The sequence below is a fragment of the Actinomadura harenae genome, from assembly GCF_003696215.1.
Classification (GTDB): Bacteria; Actinomycetota; Actinomycetes; order Streptosporangiales; family Streptosporangiaceae; genus Spirillospora; species Spirillospora harenae.
Genome location: NZ_RFFG01000006.1, coordinates 13,564 through 28,005 on the forward strand (window position 1 = coordinate 13,564; position 14,442 = coordinate 28,005).

10 protein-coding genes are annotated in these 14,442 nt (G+C 70.1%); 3 read left to right on the forward strand and 7 right to left on the reverse strand.

The window, feature by feature from the left end:
• Positions 1-271: 271 nt before the first annotated feature.
• From EBO15_RS04685 to mtrA, 7 genes are all read right to left on the reverse strand, one after another.
• Positions 272-940, reverse strand: coding sequence for a response regulator (locus tag EBO15_RS04685; protein WP_122193060.1), 669 nt, complete (start codon positions 938-940; stop codon positions 272-274).
• A gap of 143 nt (positions 941-1,083) precedes the next feature.
• Positions 1,084-1,260: a hypothetical protein gene (locus EBO15_RS44040; RefSeq protein WP_158628132.1), complete on the reverse strand. Its 177-nt coding sequence runs from the start codon at positions 1,258-1,260 to the stop codon at positions 1,084-1,086.
• Between the two features lie 1,750 nt (positions 1,261-3,010).
• Positions 3,011-3,688 (reverse strand): ribosome hibernation-promoting factor, HPF/YfiA family, encoded by a 678-nt coding sequence (gene hpf / locus EBO15_RS04695; protein WP_122193062.1) that lies wholly within the window; start codon positions 3,686-3,688, stop codon positions 3,011-3,013.
• 690 nt (positions 3,689-4,378) lie between these two features.
• On the reverse strand, positions 4,379-4,531 hold the full coding sequence (locus tag EBO15_RS45125; protein WP_267898379.1) for a phosphoribosyltransferase family protein: 153 nt from the start codon (positions 4,529-4,531) through the stop codon (positions 4,379-4,381).
• A 2,058-nt stretch (positions 4,532-6,589) separates the two neighbouring features.
• The gene (locus EBO15_RS04705) at positions 6,590-8,407 is read right to left on the reverse strand and encodes an LpqB family beta-propeller domain-containing protein (protein ID WP_233615944.1); all 1,818 of its coding nucleotides are present in this window, start codon (positions 8,405-8,407) and stop codon (positions 6,590-6,592) included.
• A 50-nt stretch (positions 8,408-8,457) separates the two neighbouring features.
• On the reverse strand, positions 8,458-10,152 hold the full coding sequence (gene mtrB, locus EBO15_RS04710) for an MtrAB system histidine kinase MtrB (RefSeq protein ID WP_122193065.1): 1,695 nt from the start codon (positions 10,150-10,152) through the stop codon (positions 8,458-8,460).
• A 14-nt stretch (positions 10,153-10,166) separates the two neighbouring features.
• Positions 10,167-10,844, reverse strand: coding sequence for an MtrAB system response regulator MtrA (gene mtrA / locus EBO15_RS04715; RefSeq protein WP_026415706.1), 678 nt, complete (start codon positions 10,842-10,844; stop codon positions 10,167-10,169).
• Positions 10,845-11,328: 484 nt separating this feature from the next.
• On the opposite strand from mtrA, the gene EBO15_RS04720 reads away from it, so the two are divergent.
• The 3 genes from EBO15_RS04720 to EBO15_RS04730 are packed head-to-tail and all read left to right on the forward strand — an operon-like array spanning position 11,329 to position 14,275.
• Positions 11,329-12,345 carry a hypothetical protein gene (locus EBO15_RS04720; RefSeq protein WP_199744332.1) on the forward strand — a complete coding sequence of 339 codons (1,017 nt, stop codon included), beginning with the start codon at positions 11,329-11,331 and terminating at the stop codon, positions 12,343-12,345.
• Positions 12,346-12,371: 26 nt separating this feature from the next.
• Positions 12,372-13,028 (forward strand): DUF4129 domain-containing protein, encoded by a 657-nt coding sequence (locus tag EBO15_RS04725; protein WP_233615946.1) that lies wholly within the window; start codon positions 12,372-12,374, stop codon positions 13,026-13,028.
• Positions 13,022-14,275: a DUF4350 domain-containing protein gene (locus EBO15_RS04730; protein ID WP_122193066.1), complete on the forward strand. Its 1,254-nt coding sequence runs from the start codon at positions 13,022-13,024 to the stop codon at positions 14,273-14,275. The genes EBO15_RS04725 and EBO15_RS04730 overlap by 7 nt, the downstream gene beginning before the upstream one ends.
• Positions 14,276-14,442 lie beyond the last annotated feature (167 nt).

Sequence of the window (14,442 nt, forward strand, 5' to 3'; positions counted from 1 at the left end):
GCACTGTCCGCCACGACGATCGTCGCCTACGGCACGACGAACCACCCGCTACATCCGCCCCACCAAGAGACAGCGCGCAAGTCATCCAGGACAGCGGCCATCACACCGCGCGACATCACCGGTCACCGATGCGAAGCACACCCTCCGGGGACACCGCAACCACGCCAACTCGGACACGACGGCGCCAACGCCGTGCTCGCCCTGACAGAGAGGGAGCACAACTCGAACACCGCCCACGATCGGTCACGTGGGCGAGTCGAGCGGGCGACCGTCAGGTGATCTCCAGGAGCTTCTCCCGGACGGCGTACACCACGGCCTCCATCCGCGAGTGCAGCTGAAGCTTCTCCAGGATGTTCCGGACATGGTTCTTCACGGTGTTCTCGGAGATGAACAGCTCCCGCGCGATCTCCCGGTTGCCGAGCCCGCGCGCGACGAGCCGCAGGACCTCCATCTCGCGGTCGGTCAACCGAGGCGCCGGAACCTGCTGCGTCCGCTCCTCGCTGCGCTTGGCGAGCGCGGCGAACTCGGTGATCAGCTTGGACGCCATGGACGGGCTGATCAGCGACTGCCCGCCGTGCACCGCCCGCACCGCCTGCGGGACCTCGTCGATCGAGATCTCCTTGAGCAGGTAGCCGCTGGCCCCGGCCTTGATCGCCTCGAAGAGGTCCTCCTCCTCGTCGCTGATCGTCAGCATGACGATCTTGGCGCTGGGCGCGGCGTCCTTGATCGCCGTGCACGCCTCGATGCCGCTGCGCCGCGGCATCCGGATGTCCATGAGGACGACGTCGGGCAGGAGATCGCCCGCCATCTGGACGGCCTCGTGCCCGTCCCCGCCCTCTCCGATCACCTCGATGTCCGGTTCTGCCTGGAGCACCATCTCCAGGCCGCGCCTGAACAGCGCGTGATCGTCCACGATCAGTACCCGAATCGGATCCCCCACCTGCGCATCCTCTCCCTGCGCACCACGGGCCGACGTCTCCGCGCTCCCGCGCGCGCCGCCGCCCGGACCACCGCCTGCGCTCCCACCGGCCGAAGCGCCACCGCTCCGGCCTCGGGCTCCACTCGCCGATCCCGCGGAGACCATCACCCGAGGGGCTCCGCCACCGGCCTCACGCCGTCCGGCGCCGCTTCGCGCGTCACCCGCGCGACGTCCCGCGCCGGACGCCGCGACCACGACTCCACGAGTCTCATCGTCTCGCCCATGACCGCCCGCCGCCACGTTCCGCACACCGCCGACCCGCGCGCGACCGGTCGTTCCACGACCGTCCACCACCTGCTCACGACCATTCCAGACAGGGCCGTCCGCCTCACGATCGGCCATCGCCACACCAACCGGCGCACACCCGCCCAACGAACGAGCACCCAAGCCAGATCCCCCAGCCACAGCGCTTCTCAAGAAGCGCCGTCCTCCGGCACGCCGCCCGGCACCATCTGCCAGACACCCCCGTCCAGAGACCGCCGTATGCCTCACATCGGCGCCCGACACACCCAGCGCCCCGTCAGCATCCCGCGCCACACGCCGCCGCCGCAGAGCATTCACCCACGCAGCGCCATCTCGCGCAGGCCCGGCAACCGTCACCTGCCCCGCACGACACTCCCGCGCCCGCACCCTGACCGCAGCCAACGCACGCGCACGCGAAAGCCCCTTCCCAATCCCCAGGTCACAAGAACGGTCCAGACGAACCGAAAACACTGACCCCCAGGAACACCGCCGCGGAAGGACCACCCCCCGCGAGACACCGACCATGCGCACAAGCCCCGCGCCCACCGGCCCCTCATCCACGCGCCCCGTGGCCACATGCCCGGCTTTCACGTAGGCATGGCCCGACGTCTCGTCGCGCAAGATCTCACGTCCTGAGATCCCGTGGGCCAAGGTCCCCTGGGCGGATCTTGCGTGAGCCGGGGGCCCGGCAGTTGGCGTCCCAGGGACAACCACGTGGGCTGACGCAAGGAGGGGTCGAGGGACCGGGTCGCCTGGTACCTCGCGATCCAGGATCACGTGGGCCAAGGGCGCATGAACCGAGGTCGCAGAGACGTGGAGGGCGGCCTCACTCGGGGCCGCATGATCCGGCAGCGTGTGAGCCGGGGCTCCAGAGGTCGGTGTTCCACGCGCGGCGGCTCTAGGGGCCGAGACCGCATGGACGGGAAAAGCCGAGTGGGCAGAAGGCTCACAGCCGCAGGCCACGTGGGTGGGAGAAACCGAGCGGGCGGAAGACTCACAGCCGCAGGCCACGTGGGCCGGTGACATGGGGGCCCGTGACCCGGGGGCCGGTGACACGTGAGCCGGTGACATGAGGCCCCATGGAACGTGCACCGGTGACGCGGGGGGCGGTGACGCGTGGGCGTGGAGGTCGGGGTGCGCGTGGGGGCCGGGGTCAGCGGGCACCACGCGAACTTGGGGCGCGGTGGCGCGGGGAGCCGAAGGAGTTCGGCAGTCGTGAGGGGCTTGGGCCTCGTGAACGGCCTGGGAGTCGTGAGGGCTCTGGGAACTCTGAAGGGCCTGGGAGCCGTGAAATGCCTGGGGAGATGGCAGCGCTCGACAGGCTGGGGGGTCCTTGGGCGCTGGTGGGGGCTGGGAGGCCGGAAGGTCCTGGCGGAAGGTGGCGGGGGTGTTGGGGGGCGCAGGGCGGGGGGACGGGGTGAGGGGCTGGGGGCGAGGGGAGGGTGGGCACGCGGCGGACGGGGCGGGGCCCGGCCGGCGCGGGGGCGCGGGGGCGCCGCGAGCCTCGGGGTTCTCGCTCACCAGAGTCGCGGCGTGGAGGTGAACGCCGCTTCCCCCCTTCACTGTCAGTGATCTGGGTCAGCCGGAGGAACCGGAGGCCGGTGTCGCCCCCGGGGGAACGCTAGACGTGGCGGCGGCCGGACGAGCGGCGCGGCACGACCTCTGAGGCCGCGCCGCGCCACCACTCCGAGCCCGGCGGGCGGTCCGCGCCGCCGCCGTCACGGCTTGCTGGTAACGCCTTTCTAGATCATGACATGATCCGGGCGGTGACGTGACGCAAGTGCCACATCACTCTTCGACAAGACGGATGACTCCGTAGTCCCAACCCCTTCTCCGGTACACCACCGTGGGATGGCTGGTGGCCTTGTCACGGAACAGGAAGAAGTCGTGCCCGACGAGTTCCATCTCGAACAGGGCCTGCTCGATGCCCATGGGCTCGGCCTTGTGGAACTTCTCCCGGACGATGACGGGACCGTCGCCGTCCATGGGGATCGGCACCAGGGTCTCGTCGAGTTCGGTCGCCACGGCCTCGTAGCCGCTGACATCCGGTTCGGCCCCGCCGGAAGGCTCCGCCTCCCGGACCGGGGCGGCCGCGGCCTCGACGGGGAGATCCCCGGGCAGCGGCTCCATCGCGGCGAGTCTGCCCTTGCCCTTGCCGCCGTTGTGGGCCTTGCGGCGTTCGGAGTCGCGGCGCAGTCTCGACTCGAGCTTGTCGAGGGCCATGTCGAGCGCGCCGTACCGGTCGTCCGCGGCGGCCTCCGCACGGATCACCGGGCCGCGTGACCGAATGGTCAGCTCCACCCGTTCGCGCTGGTCGGCGAGGCGCGGGTTCCGCTCCTGCGACACCTCCACATCCACGCGGATGACCCTGTTGTTCAACCGCTCGATCTTGGCGAGCTTGGTGTCGACGTGCTGCCGGAACCGATCACTGACATCGGTGTGCCGGCCCCTGACGATGATGTCCACGCGGGACCCCCCTTCTCCCGGTTGCGAGGTCCGCCCGGAAGGGGCCAGACGCCGCTTCCGGACGCCATAGCTCGGTGGGTCGCACCCGCCCGGCCGACCTGGTCTTCGCCCCCACATCCGCCTGCTGAGGGGCTCGCGGCTCTAGCGCCACTACTGCCCTTCTCCCGGTTCGGGGGATATCTGATCCCCCGGCGGGGCAGGACTTACTTCTAAGGCGCACCGTGATCAGTCGACGAAAAGTCGCCTTACGTGGGCCGTTTCGCCTGCGCCTGGCATCGGCTAGCCGGACCGCATCACGTGCTCGCGACGAGCACTGCGATCCAACGCAACCACGGACCCGGGCGGGTGCCATGTCAGGAACGCTAACCCCTAACGCCACGAATGTCAGGGGGGTGAACGGAGGAAAAACTCACGTACGGTCATCGACGAGCCCCCGATTCGGCCCCCGAAGAGCCCTCTCCAGACTCTCCACGCGCCGTACATCCCCGTGCCCGCAGGGCTTCCCGTGGATCATCCTCCGCGCAGGTCAGAACCCTGGCAGCGCTGGCCGGTTTGGGAAAATATCTACCTGCCTCCTGACTCACGGTGAGCCTTGAAACCACAATCAATGTGACGTCTACCAACAAGACGGGCACCCGCATGTCACGGTCGGTAACTATCAAACGTGCCGAGGATCTCCCGTGAAGAAAGTCACCCACTCCCCAGGAACCGCCGCGGCGTCGCCGCGACCGTCGCCGCGCCCACGACCTCGGCGCCTGCCTGCCGGAGCACCCGCACCGCCTCCGCCAACGTCGCGCCCGACGTCACCACGTCGTCCACGACCACGACCCGCCACCCCGCCAACGGCCCCACCACACCCCCGTCCGCCCCGTCCCCCATCCCCCTGCCGGGGGCCTCATTCGCCCCCTCCTCTGCACCCCCATCCACACCCCACCCCGGATGCCCGCTCCGATCCCCCGCCACAGGCCAGCCCCCGCCGCCGACCACGCGCCCACTCAAGTCACGTCCCGTCGCCCCACCCCCGTCACCGACCGTCCACCCGCTCAAGCCGCGTCCCATCGCCCCGCCCCCGTCGCCGGCTGTCCGCCCACTCATGCCGCGCCTTGTCGGCCCGTTCCCATCGCCGACCGCACGCCCACACGAGTCGCGTCCCGTCGGCCCGCTCTCACCGCCGACCGTCCACCCGCTCGAGTCACGCCTCCCGGGCCCGCCGCCATCGCCGACCGCACGCCCATCTGAGTTACGAGCCGCGCCTCCGCCCCGGTCACGATCCAAGGGCCCGGCTGTGGGGACGCCCGGGGGCGGGATCGCGGGCCCGTCCGGGGTCTGGGCTGTCGGCTCGGTCGGGGTCCCCGCTGCTCGCTCGGCCACGTCCCCGGCCACGTCGTTCGCCACGGCCTGAGGTGCGTTCCTGGCCTTGCCATCCGCCGCGCCTTGGGGCACATCCCGGGCCGCCTGCCGTGCTGGGTTCTGGGTTGCGCGCCGACCTGCGTCAGGGGCCGCGGAGCGCCTCGCGTCGTACTCGATGGCGGCGGCACTGTGGTTGTCGCTGGTGGGCCGTTCTCGGTGTGCTGGTTCGATTCCGCGGTGGCCTCCGTGTGCCGCCGTGATGCCATCTAAGGAATCGGCCCTCCAAGCCGACGGAGGTGTATCCCGTTCCTGTTCGCCTCTGGGCGCCTGGTGGGTGCGGTGATCCGACCCGTTCACGTTTCCGGTGCTCCTCAGGTTGGTCTGCATCTCGTGCACTCCTGTCGTGTCGCGTGCGAACCGCATCGGAAAGGTTCCTTCGGGGTTCGCAGCCTGCTTTGCCACTGAAGTCGGCCTCCTGTGCTGGGCAGGGTTCGGCTTCCTCGTCGACTCCGTGTGTGCGTTCGTCTCCGGTGCGGTCGGCGGATTCTGGTTCGGGTGCGTGGTCTGGGGCCGGGGCTGACGGGGGCCACCGGTCGGGTCCGAGTTCGCGCTTGGGCTCGGGGTGTGGGGGCGTAAGACTTCGGTGAGGCGGGTGGGCGGTGTGGGCGCCAGGTCGCCGTACTTCGTCCGCAGGATGCGGATCTCGCGGCGGGAGAGAGCCATGGCTCCGGTCATGTTGGCCTTGCGATCGGCTTGACCGAGGCCCGCCTGATCGGCCACGGCACGTCGGTGGCGGAGCAGTGGGGCGCCGAAGATCGGAAGTCCTTCCGCCCGGAGTTCCCGGACGGCGACGGCGGCCATGCGACGGGTCGGGTCATGGCCGCGCTTGCGAACGGAAGGGGCCGCCGAGGGCACCGGCACCACGATCACCGGCTCGTCGGACTGCCACCAGAAGACCGCCTCCTCCATGGAACCGTCAGGGCCGTGCTGAAGGCGATCAGCGGGACGGGGCGGGTTCTTCGCCCCTTCGAGCGTCCAGGCCGCGAGAAGTGTCGGCGTCCGGTCCTCGTACCGGGGGGCGTCGTACGCGGGCGGCGGCTCCGCGCTCAGCGACAGGACGGACTTGATCGCGGCCGCGAGGGCACGCCCGAGGGGCCGGGCCAGCCCGGTGCGGCCGGATTCCTTGTGCGCGGCGATGAGAGCCCGGATGGGCCCCTCGTAGGACGAGACTGTCCAGACGGGTGGGTTGAGGGTCGGAAGGCCCGCAGCGGGCACAGGGCGGGCCGGGAGCGCCAGCGGGGCGGCGCAGGACGGGCACAGCAGACCCCGGGCGGTCCGGCAGCCGGCGCAGCGCTGGGGCAGCAGCAGGTCGAGAAGATCACGTGCGAACATGCCTTCGACGATGCCGCCCGGCCCGGCGCCGTCACCAGCCGAACGTCATTCTGTGGACAACTCGACGGCAATCGGGTTCCAGCCGGGGACAGGCACGGGCAACCGTCCGCATGCGTTCCCAGGCCGCGGCCAACCGGCCACGGAGGGCCCCGCCTCGGGTCAGTAGGCGTAGGTCGGGTCGCTGCCCGCGACGCTGCACACCCATTCGCTGTCGCGGTCCCGGAAGGCGGACTGGTGGCAGACCAGGCGCTGGCTGGAGCTCTTGGTGCCGATGAGTACGGGACCACCCGGAACCGCCGCGATGCTCTGGGGTTCCCCAAGCGAACCGACGCCCAGGGACGTGACGGCGGAACCGTCCACGGGCATCAGGTACGGCAGCACCTGGGTGTCGAGCGTCTTGCGTCCCAGGACGGCGAGAGTGTTGTAGTCCCGCCACGACAGGTCGTCCGTCTCGGCCAGCTCGGAACTGACCGGGACGAAGGATCCGGCGTCGATGCGGTCGCCGCTTCCGGCGATCCTGCCGAGCTGGACCTGCTTGCGGCCATCCTCGATCTTGGCGATGACCGCGACCCGGACTCCATCGCGCGCGACCTGGAGCGCGTAGATCTCGCGGCCGTCAAGGCCCCAGTGCCAGACGGGCTTCAGGGGCTTGCCCCGTTCCCGTTTCCAGAGCATGGACTTGCCGGGGCTGGTCTCGACCGTCCAGAGGGTGCCCTGCCGGTCCCAGCAGGGCGGCGTGAACCTGCCTTCCGGGTCCTTGGCAGTACGCAGAACGTGCGGGACGCCGTTCGAGGTGAGATCGGCGACCAGCAACTGCTTCTGGTCGGGACTGAGCCCCACGGCCTCGTGCTGGTCCGGGGAAACGGCCGGACGGACCATCCGGCCCGGTGCGTTCGTGACGACGGGCATCGGGATGTAGTTGTTCAGGTTCAGAGTGGACAGGTGCCCTGCCGCCCCGATCGTGTACGCGCGGTGGTCGTCGTTGGTGGGGCCGTCCGGGCTGTTGGTCTGCCAGTCGGCGAAGGTCTGGACATCGTTCTTGCCATCGGGCGTGACCACACCGCGGCCCTCGATGCGCAGCCGCCACTGCTTGACCTCCGACAGTGGGCCGAGGCTCCAGGCGAGTTGGGCGGACATCTGGTTGATGTTGCCGGTCGCCGCCTCCTTGCTGAGGTCGACGGTCGCGACGTCCTTGTCCAGGGACAGGCCGTTCAGCTTGGTCCCGCGCGGGAAGGCGCTCCAGACGGCGCCCCTGAGCCAGGCCGTCGGGCCGGAGATGACCGCCTGGACGAGGCGCTGCGGGAGATCCTCCCGGCTCACCAGGGGCAGGAAGACCCCGTTGGGTACGAGCGTGTGCTTGTCCGGACTGAAGTAGTAGAGGTTGAACGTACGGAAGACCTGCTCCACGTCGCTCTTGTTGAGCAGCATTGTCTGGCCGAGCGCGTCCGGCAGGGCGGAGATACGCCACTGGTGCTGGGGGTTACGCGTGACCTGATAGTCGACCGAAACGGCCTTTTGGAAGGCCGTGTATTGGCCGTCCGAGGTGATCGTGCCGAGCTGGGTGCCGGTGAGCCTGACGATGACCTGGGTGTCGCTCTTCCCGATGATCTGGAGATCGGGACGGTCGGCGAACACCGCGACCGACGGCCTCGGCCCAGGGTGCCAGCCGGTGGGGTTGGCCAGGTACTCCTTGGCGACCTTGTGGTCGTCGTCGAAGCTGGCAGACGCCGCAAGGAATCCTGAAACGACCTCCTTGGCGGACCAGTCGTTCTGAGGGGCCACGGGGATCAGACGCACATACGACTCGTCCACCTGCTCGGACCGTTCCTGCGCCTTGACGGACGTGACCCGTCCGCCTCCCGGCATGGCCGCGCAACCGGACGCGCCCAACGTCAGCGCCGCAGCGGCGATCATGGCCGTGGGGCCCTTCAGCGCGCCTTCCCACCAGCGGACCGGGCCTTCCAGGCATCTACGCACGGCTGAAGCCTCCGAATCCGCAGGAGTGGTCCTCGGGCGATGGGCCGTCATCAGTCCCCCGCCTCCAGCTCGGCGAACAGGGGGCGGGCGCCGCCCGCCCCTGGGGGCACGAGCGGCAGGGGGGAGCCGCGAAGCTCGGCTCCCGCGGCGCGCGGGAGCGAGAGGCGGAACTGGGAGCCCTGGCCGGACTCGCCCCATGCCTGGAGCCAGCCGCCATGAAGCTGGGCGTCCTCCTTGGAGATCGACAGGCCGAGGCCGGTGCCGCCCGTCGTGCGCGCACGAGCGGGGTCGGCACGCCAGAACCGGTCGAAGACCATCTGGCCCTCCCCCGGCTTGAGGCCGACGCCATGGTCGCGGACCGTGACGGCGACCGCGTCCCGGTCGGCGGCGACGGACACCACGATGTCCTCGCCCTCGCCGTGCTCCACGGCGTTGACCAGGAGGTTGCGGAGGATGCGTTCGACACGCCTCCGGTCCACCTCGGCCATGCACGGCTCACCGGGCAGCTGCAGGACGACCTTGGACCCCTTGCGCTCGGCAAGGCCCTGGACGTCGCCCACCGTGCGCAGCACGAGGTCGCGCATGTCCAGGGACTCCGCGTCCAGGGTCGCGGCCCCCGCGTCATGGCGGGAAATCTCCAGAAGGTCGGCGAGGAGCGATTCGAAGCGTTCCAGCTGACTTTGGAGCAATTCCGCCGAGCGGCCTACGGCAGGGTCATCGAACGTGTCGCGGTTCTCGTAAAGCAGGTCCCCGGCAATGCGGATGGTGGTCAAGGGAGTGCGCAGCTCGTGCGAGACGTCCGACACGAACTGGCGTTGGACCTGGGAAAGATCCTCCAGTTCCCGGATCTTCTCCTGGAGGTTGGCCGCCATGTCGTTGAAGGACCTGGCGAGGCGCGCCAGATCGTCCTCCCCACGCACGCGCATGCGCTCGTCCAGCCGTCCGGCCGCGAGCCTTTGCGCGCCCTGCGCGGCCAGCCGTACCGGGATGACCACCTGGCGGGTCACCAGGGACGCGATGGCCGCCAGCAGCAGCACGAGGACGATCCCGACGCCGGCCAGGGAGCGGCTGACGATGGTGAGGGTGTGCTGCTCCTGCGTGAGCGGGAACAGGTAGTAGACCTCGTAGTGGCTCGTCTTGCCCGCGACGATCAGACCCCGCTCAGAGGGCCTGTGGCCGATGTAGGACAGCTTGCCGTACGTGTAGGCCCGCGTACCCGTGGTGCCGCTTCTCAGCTCGTCTCTGAGTCTCTGAGGGACGCTCTGGGCCCGCAGTTCGTTGGTGGCGTATCCGTCGATGTAGATCTGCGTCGTGTCGCGGACGTACACCTCGTACAGCCCGGACGGCCCGCTCCGCGATTTCAGCCCGTTGGCGGCGCTGCGGAGCCTGTCCCCGCTGTCGTTGGAGACGCCCACGTCCCGCTGGAGGCTCCCCAGGCCCTCGTCCAGCTGGGCCAGGGCGGCCTTGGTCTTGCCGTCCATCAGGGCGGTGGTGATCTGCTGCATCAGGAAGAACCCGAGGATCGCCACCACGATCGCCGAGATGAACAGGGTGGACGTGACCACCCGGACCTGGATGGACCGCCTCCAGCGCGCGTACGCGGCGCTCGCGACGCGACGCGTGACCCGCTGGACCCGGCCGAGCCACCGGCGGACCGGCCACCACACGACACGCCGGACCCGCCCGGCCGGCGCGGGAACGGCGGCGGGCGGGGCGGCGGGGGCGGGCGGGGCCGGAGGGGTCATCGGGCGGGGAGCCGTCAGGCCGGGCCGGCCTTGTAGCCGACGCCGCGCACGGTCACCACGATCTCGGGACGCTCCGGGTCCTTCTCGATCTTGGCGCGGAGCCGCTGGACATGCACGTTCACCAGCCGGGTGTCGGCGGCATGCCGGTAGCCCCAGACCTGCTCGAGCAGGACCTCGCGCGTGAACACCTGGCGGGGCTTGCGCGCGAGCGCGACCAGCAGGTCGAACTCCAGCGGCGTGAGCGGGATGTGCTTGTCGCCCCGCTTGACCGAGTGCCCGGCCACGTCGATGCCGATGTCCCCGATCTGCAGGGTCTCGGGGGCGGGCTCGTCGGTGCGGCGCAGGCGCGCACGCACACGAGCGACGAGCTCCTTCGGCTTGAACGGCTTGACGATGTAGTCGTCCGCGCCCGACTCGAGGCCGAGGACCACGTCCACCGTGTCGCTCTTGGCGGTGAGCATGACGATCGGCACACCGGACTCCGCCCGGATCTGCCGACAGACGTCGATGCCGTCCGCGCCAGGGAGCATCAGGTCGAGCAGGACCAGGTCGGGCCGGGTTTCCCGGAACGCCTCCAGGGCCTTGTCGCCATCGTGGACGAACGACGGCTCGAAGCCCTCGCCCCTCAGCACGATGCCGAGCATCTCGGCCAGCGCGAGGTCGTCGTCGACGACCAGTACACGTCCTCTCATGGCCCTCATCGCTACAAAGTCGGGGACGGGTGGACAGCGCGGCGACCGCAGCACGGCCATGCCACGCCAGGTAGAGGTATGTCCTGGCGTGCAAGGTTACCTGTCTTTGCCGAATACATGACCCCTCCGACGTCGTGCGCACTCCCTGGCTCCACCCGGGCCCAGGAGGTCCCCAACAGGCCGTCAAGTGCGCCCACTACCCGTTCCCGGGCCCGGCGCAGAGGCCGGATTTTAAACAAAGACTCCCGAAGACCACTGACAGTTGACTGATTTTGTCTTGGTATGCCCGTCGACGCCCTGTCCTCATGCGCGCGATCGCGGGCGCGCGGCCCCCTAAGAACGGGGGTCTGGTTACTCCTTGAACCGTTTTGGCCGCCTCATGGCAGGATGGCCCGACACGCGGACGGGGCAGGGAGCTGGGATGGCGGAATCGGGCGGCAGGAGGCGTCTCGTGCCGCGCGGGGGTGACGTGCCGTTCCGGCCCATGTCGATCTCCGAAATGCTGGACGGCGCGATCGCCGGCATCCGGCACAGTCCCCGGGCCGTCCTCGGGATGTCCGTGGCGATCTCCACCGTCGTGCAGGTGATCGGATCGGTCGTCTCCTACTACTTCATCGGCCGGGAGGCCCGTGGAGAGGTCACTCCCAGGGTTCTGCTCCGCTCCGTTGGGGCGCAGGCGACGCTCGGGGGGATCGACCTTGTCCTGACGGCCTTCGGGATCCTCGTCCTGGCCGGGTTCCTGGCGCCTGTCCTCGCGCGCATGATGTTCGGCCTGAACATCTCCCTGCGGCAGGCATGGCTGGACGTGCGCGCGCGGTTCGGGCGGCTCCTGCTCGTGACCACTTTGCTGATCGTGGTGGCTTTGGCGACGTTGGCCCTGCCGGTGCTGCCGTTCGCCATGGCCGTGGCCGGAACCGCTCCGCCGACCTTTGGGGTGCTCTCCCTGATCGGCTTTCCAGTCGGCGTGACCCTGATGTTGTGGGCGTACGTCACGCTCGTGCAGAGCATCCCGGCCCTGATCATGGAACGGCAGGGAATCCGCGGGGCCCTCGCGCGCGCACGAAGGCTCTCCAAAGAACGCTGGTGGCGGACCCTCGGGACGCTGCTGCTCGCCATGCTCATAACGGTCTTCATGGGGTTCTTCGCGCTACGGATCCCGTTCCTGGTCGCACAGGCGTTGCTGTTCGGCGGCTCCGGCTCCGGTAGCGACCAGGTATTCCCTGCCCTGGCGCTGGACACGGTCGGACGCATCGTGAGCTGGTCCGTGGTGCTGCCCTTCGACGCAGGGGTGATCGCTCTGCTCTACATGGACAGGCGGATGCGTCGTGAGGGGTTCGACATCGACCTGGCCACGCGTCCCGCCCCAGATGGCGACGATGACTTCTTCGAGCTCTGGCGTCCATCCGCGCCGTCCGGGCGAGCCCCGGCAGCCGGGCCGGTCACCTATGCCCCGCCGGTAGCTCCCGCCCCAGGGGCGACCTATGGGCAGGGGGCGCCGTGATCGCCATGCTGCTTGACCCTCCCCCTGTGGATCGCGACACCGCGCGGGAACTGGCCAGGCGCGAGTTGGAGAAGCCCCTTTACCAACGGGACAAGCCTTCCTGGCTGGAGCGCATGCTCGAGCGGCTCGGTGAGTGGCTTCGGGAGCTGTTCTCACACGCGCAGGCACCGAACGCCAAGGGCGGCGGCTCTGCGGGCTGGGTCTCGATCGGTGTGATCGTCCTGGTCGTGATCCTCGCGGCGGCGCTCGTGTTCTGGCTCATGCGCGGCGGTCTCAACCGCCGGTCCAAGCGCGACCCGCTCCTGGACGACGAGCCGTCCACCTCGACCGACCACAGGGCGGAGGCGGAGCGTCTGGCAGCCGCTGGAGAGTGGCCTGGGGCGATCCGCGAGCGTCTCAGGGCGATGGCCCGTGATCTCGAGGAACGCGCGATCCTGTCCCCGCGCCCGGGCAGGACCGCCGACGAGCTCGCCACGGAGGCGGGCGCGGCGCTCCCGGACCTCGCGGACGATCTTCGGGCGACCGTCCGGATCTTCGACGACGTCTGGTACGGCGACCGGCCCGGTAGTGCCGAGGAGTACGCACGCGTCACGGCCGTTGACGACCGCTTGCGTTCGACGAAGCCGAAGGCGCTCGACGACGCGGACCCGCGGCTCGCCGAGGGCTGGAGCTCACGATGGTGACAGTGGCGGAGCCCACGGCCGGGCAGGTGGCCGGCCGGCGCCTGCGGTCCGCGCGCGGGATCGTGCTCGTCCTGCTGTGCGTGGTGGTCGTCGGGGTGATCCTGGCCGCCCTCAAGCCGTCGCGGAAGCCCGATGACCTCGACCCGGAGTCGCCGAAACCCGGCGGCACGCGGGCGCTCGCCGAGATCCTCAAGGGCCGTGGGGTCGGTTTCGAGGTCGCCCACAGCGTGTCGACCGCCGCGCCGCGCGCGGGGACGGGCACGATCATGGTCGTCACCCGGCCGGAGCGGCTGACCCGCTCGGACCTGGACCGGCTGGGCGGGACCTCCGGAGACCTCCTGCTCGTCGAGCCGGGCCGCGACACGCTCACGGCCCTCGCCCCCGGCGTCGAGCAGGACGGCCCGACCTTCCTCCCCCAGGCGGACCCGCAGTGCGCGCTGCAGGGGGCGACGCTCGCCGGAACCGCCTCGTTCGGGGAATCCGAGACCTACACCGTCCCGTCGGGTGTTACCGCGTGTTACCCGGAATCGGGGAAGCCTCGGCTCGTCCAGTACCAGGTCGCCAACCGGATGGTGACCGTCCTCGGCTCGGCCAGGCCGCTCACGAACGGGCACCTCACCGAGGAGGGCAACGCCGCGCTCGCGATGAACCTGGTCGGGGCGCGTTCCCAGGTCATCTGGCTCATCCCGGACGTGCAGCACGCCTCCGGTGATCAGACCGGCGACCGCACGCTCTCCGACCTGCTACCGCGCGGTGTCAAGCTGTTCTTCCTCGGCCTGATGGTCGCGATCGTCCCCGTCGCGTTGTGGCGGGGGCGGCGGCTCGGGCCGGTGGTCGCCGAAGCGCTCCCCGTGGTCGTCCGCTCGGCCGAGACCGTGACGGGCCGATCCCGCCTTTATCGTGCGCATCGTGCGCGCGGGCGTGCGGCCGAAGCCCTTCGCGCAGGCACACGAGACCGGATCGTCCCCCTGCTCGGACTGCCGCGAACAGTCGCGCAGATCTTGCCCGCACAGGATCCGGGCGCCGTTCGTGAGGTCGTCCTAGCCGTAGCGGCCCGCACCGACCACGACGAGCGGACGATCGCTGCCGCGCTGTACGGTCTTGACCCCGGCCAGGCAGCACAAAGCTGGCCTACCGGACAAGGCGACCAGCTGGACCCCGGTGGGGGCGAGCCCGTGGACGACGCCGGGCTGCTCGCGCTCGCCGATCTTCTCGACGACCTGGAAAGGCAGGTACGCCAGTCATGAGCCAATCGGCACCGCCCGGCTGGGACGGGGAGCCCTCTGGGAACGTCCCAGCGGCCCCTTCGGCGCCGTTCGAGGGGGAATCCGCCGCGCAGTACGCAGGAGCCCCCGGCATGGACGCCACGGCTGTCGACCACTCGGCCGCGGTCCTGTCGGACTCGGTACCAGCG

Coding starts and splice junctions, on each gene's coding strand:
- mtrB (WP_122193065.1), bottom strand. CDS start 10,152: ATGACCCCTCCGGCCCCGCCCGCCCCCGCCGCCCCGCCCGCCGCCGTT.
- mtrA (WP_026415706.1), bottom strand. CDS start 10,844: ATGAGAGGACGTGTACTGGTCGTCGACGACGACCTCGCGCTGGCCGAG.
- EBO15_RS04720 (WP_199744332.1), top strand. CDS start 11,329: ATGTCGATCTCCGAAATGCTGGACGGCGCGATCGCCGGCATCCGGCAC.
- EBO15_RS04730 (WP_122193066.1), top strand. CDS start 13,022: ATGGTGACAGTGGCGGAGCCCACGGCCGGGCAGGTGGCCGGCCGGCGC.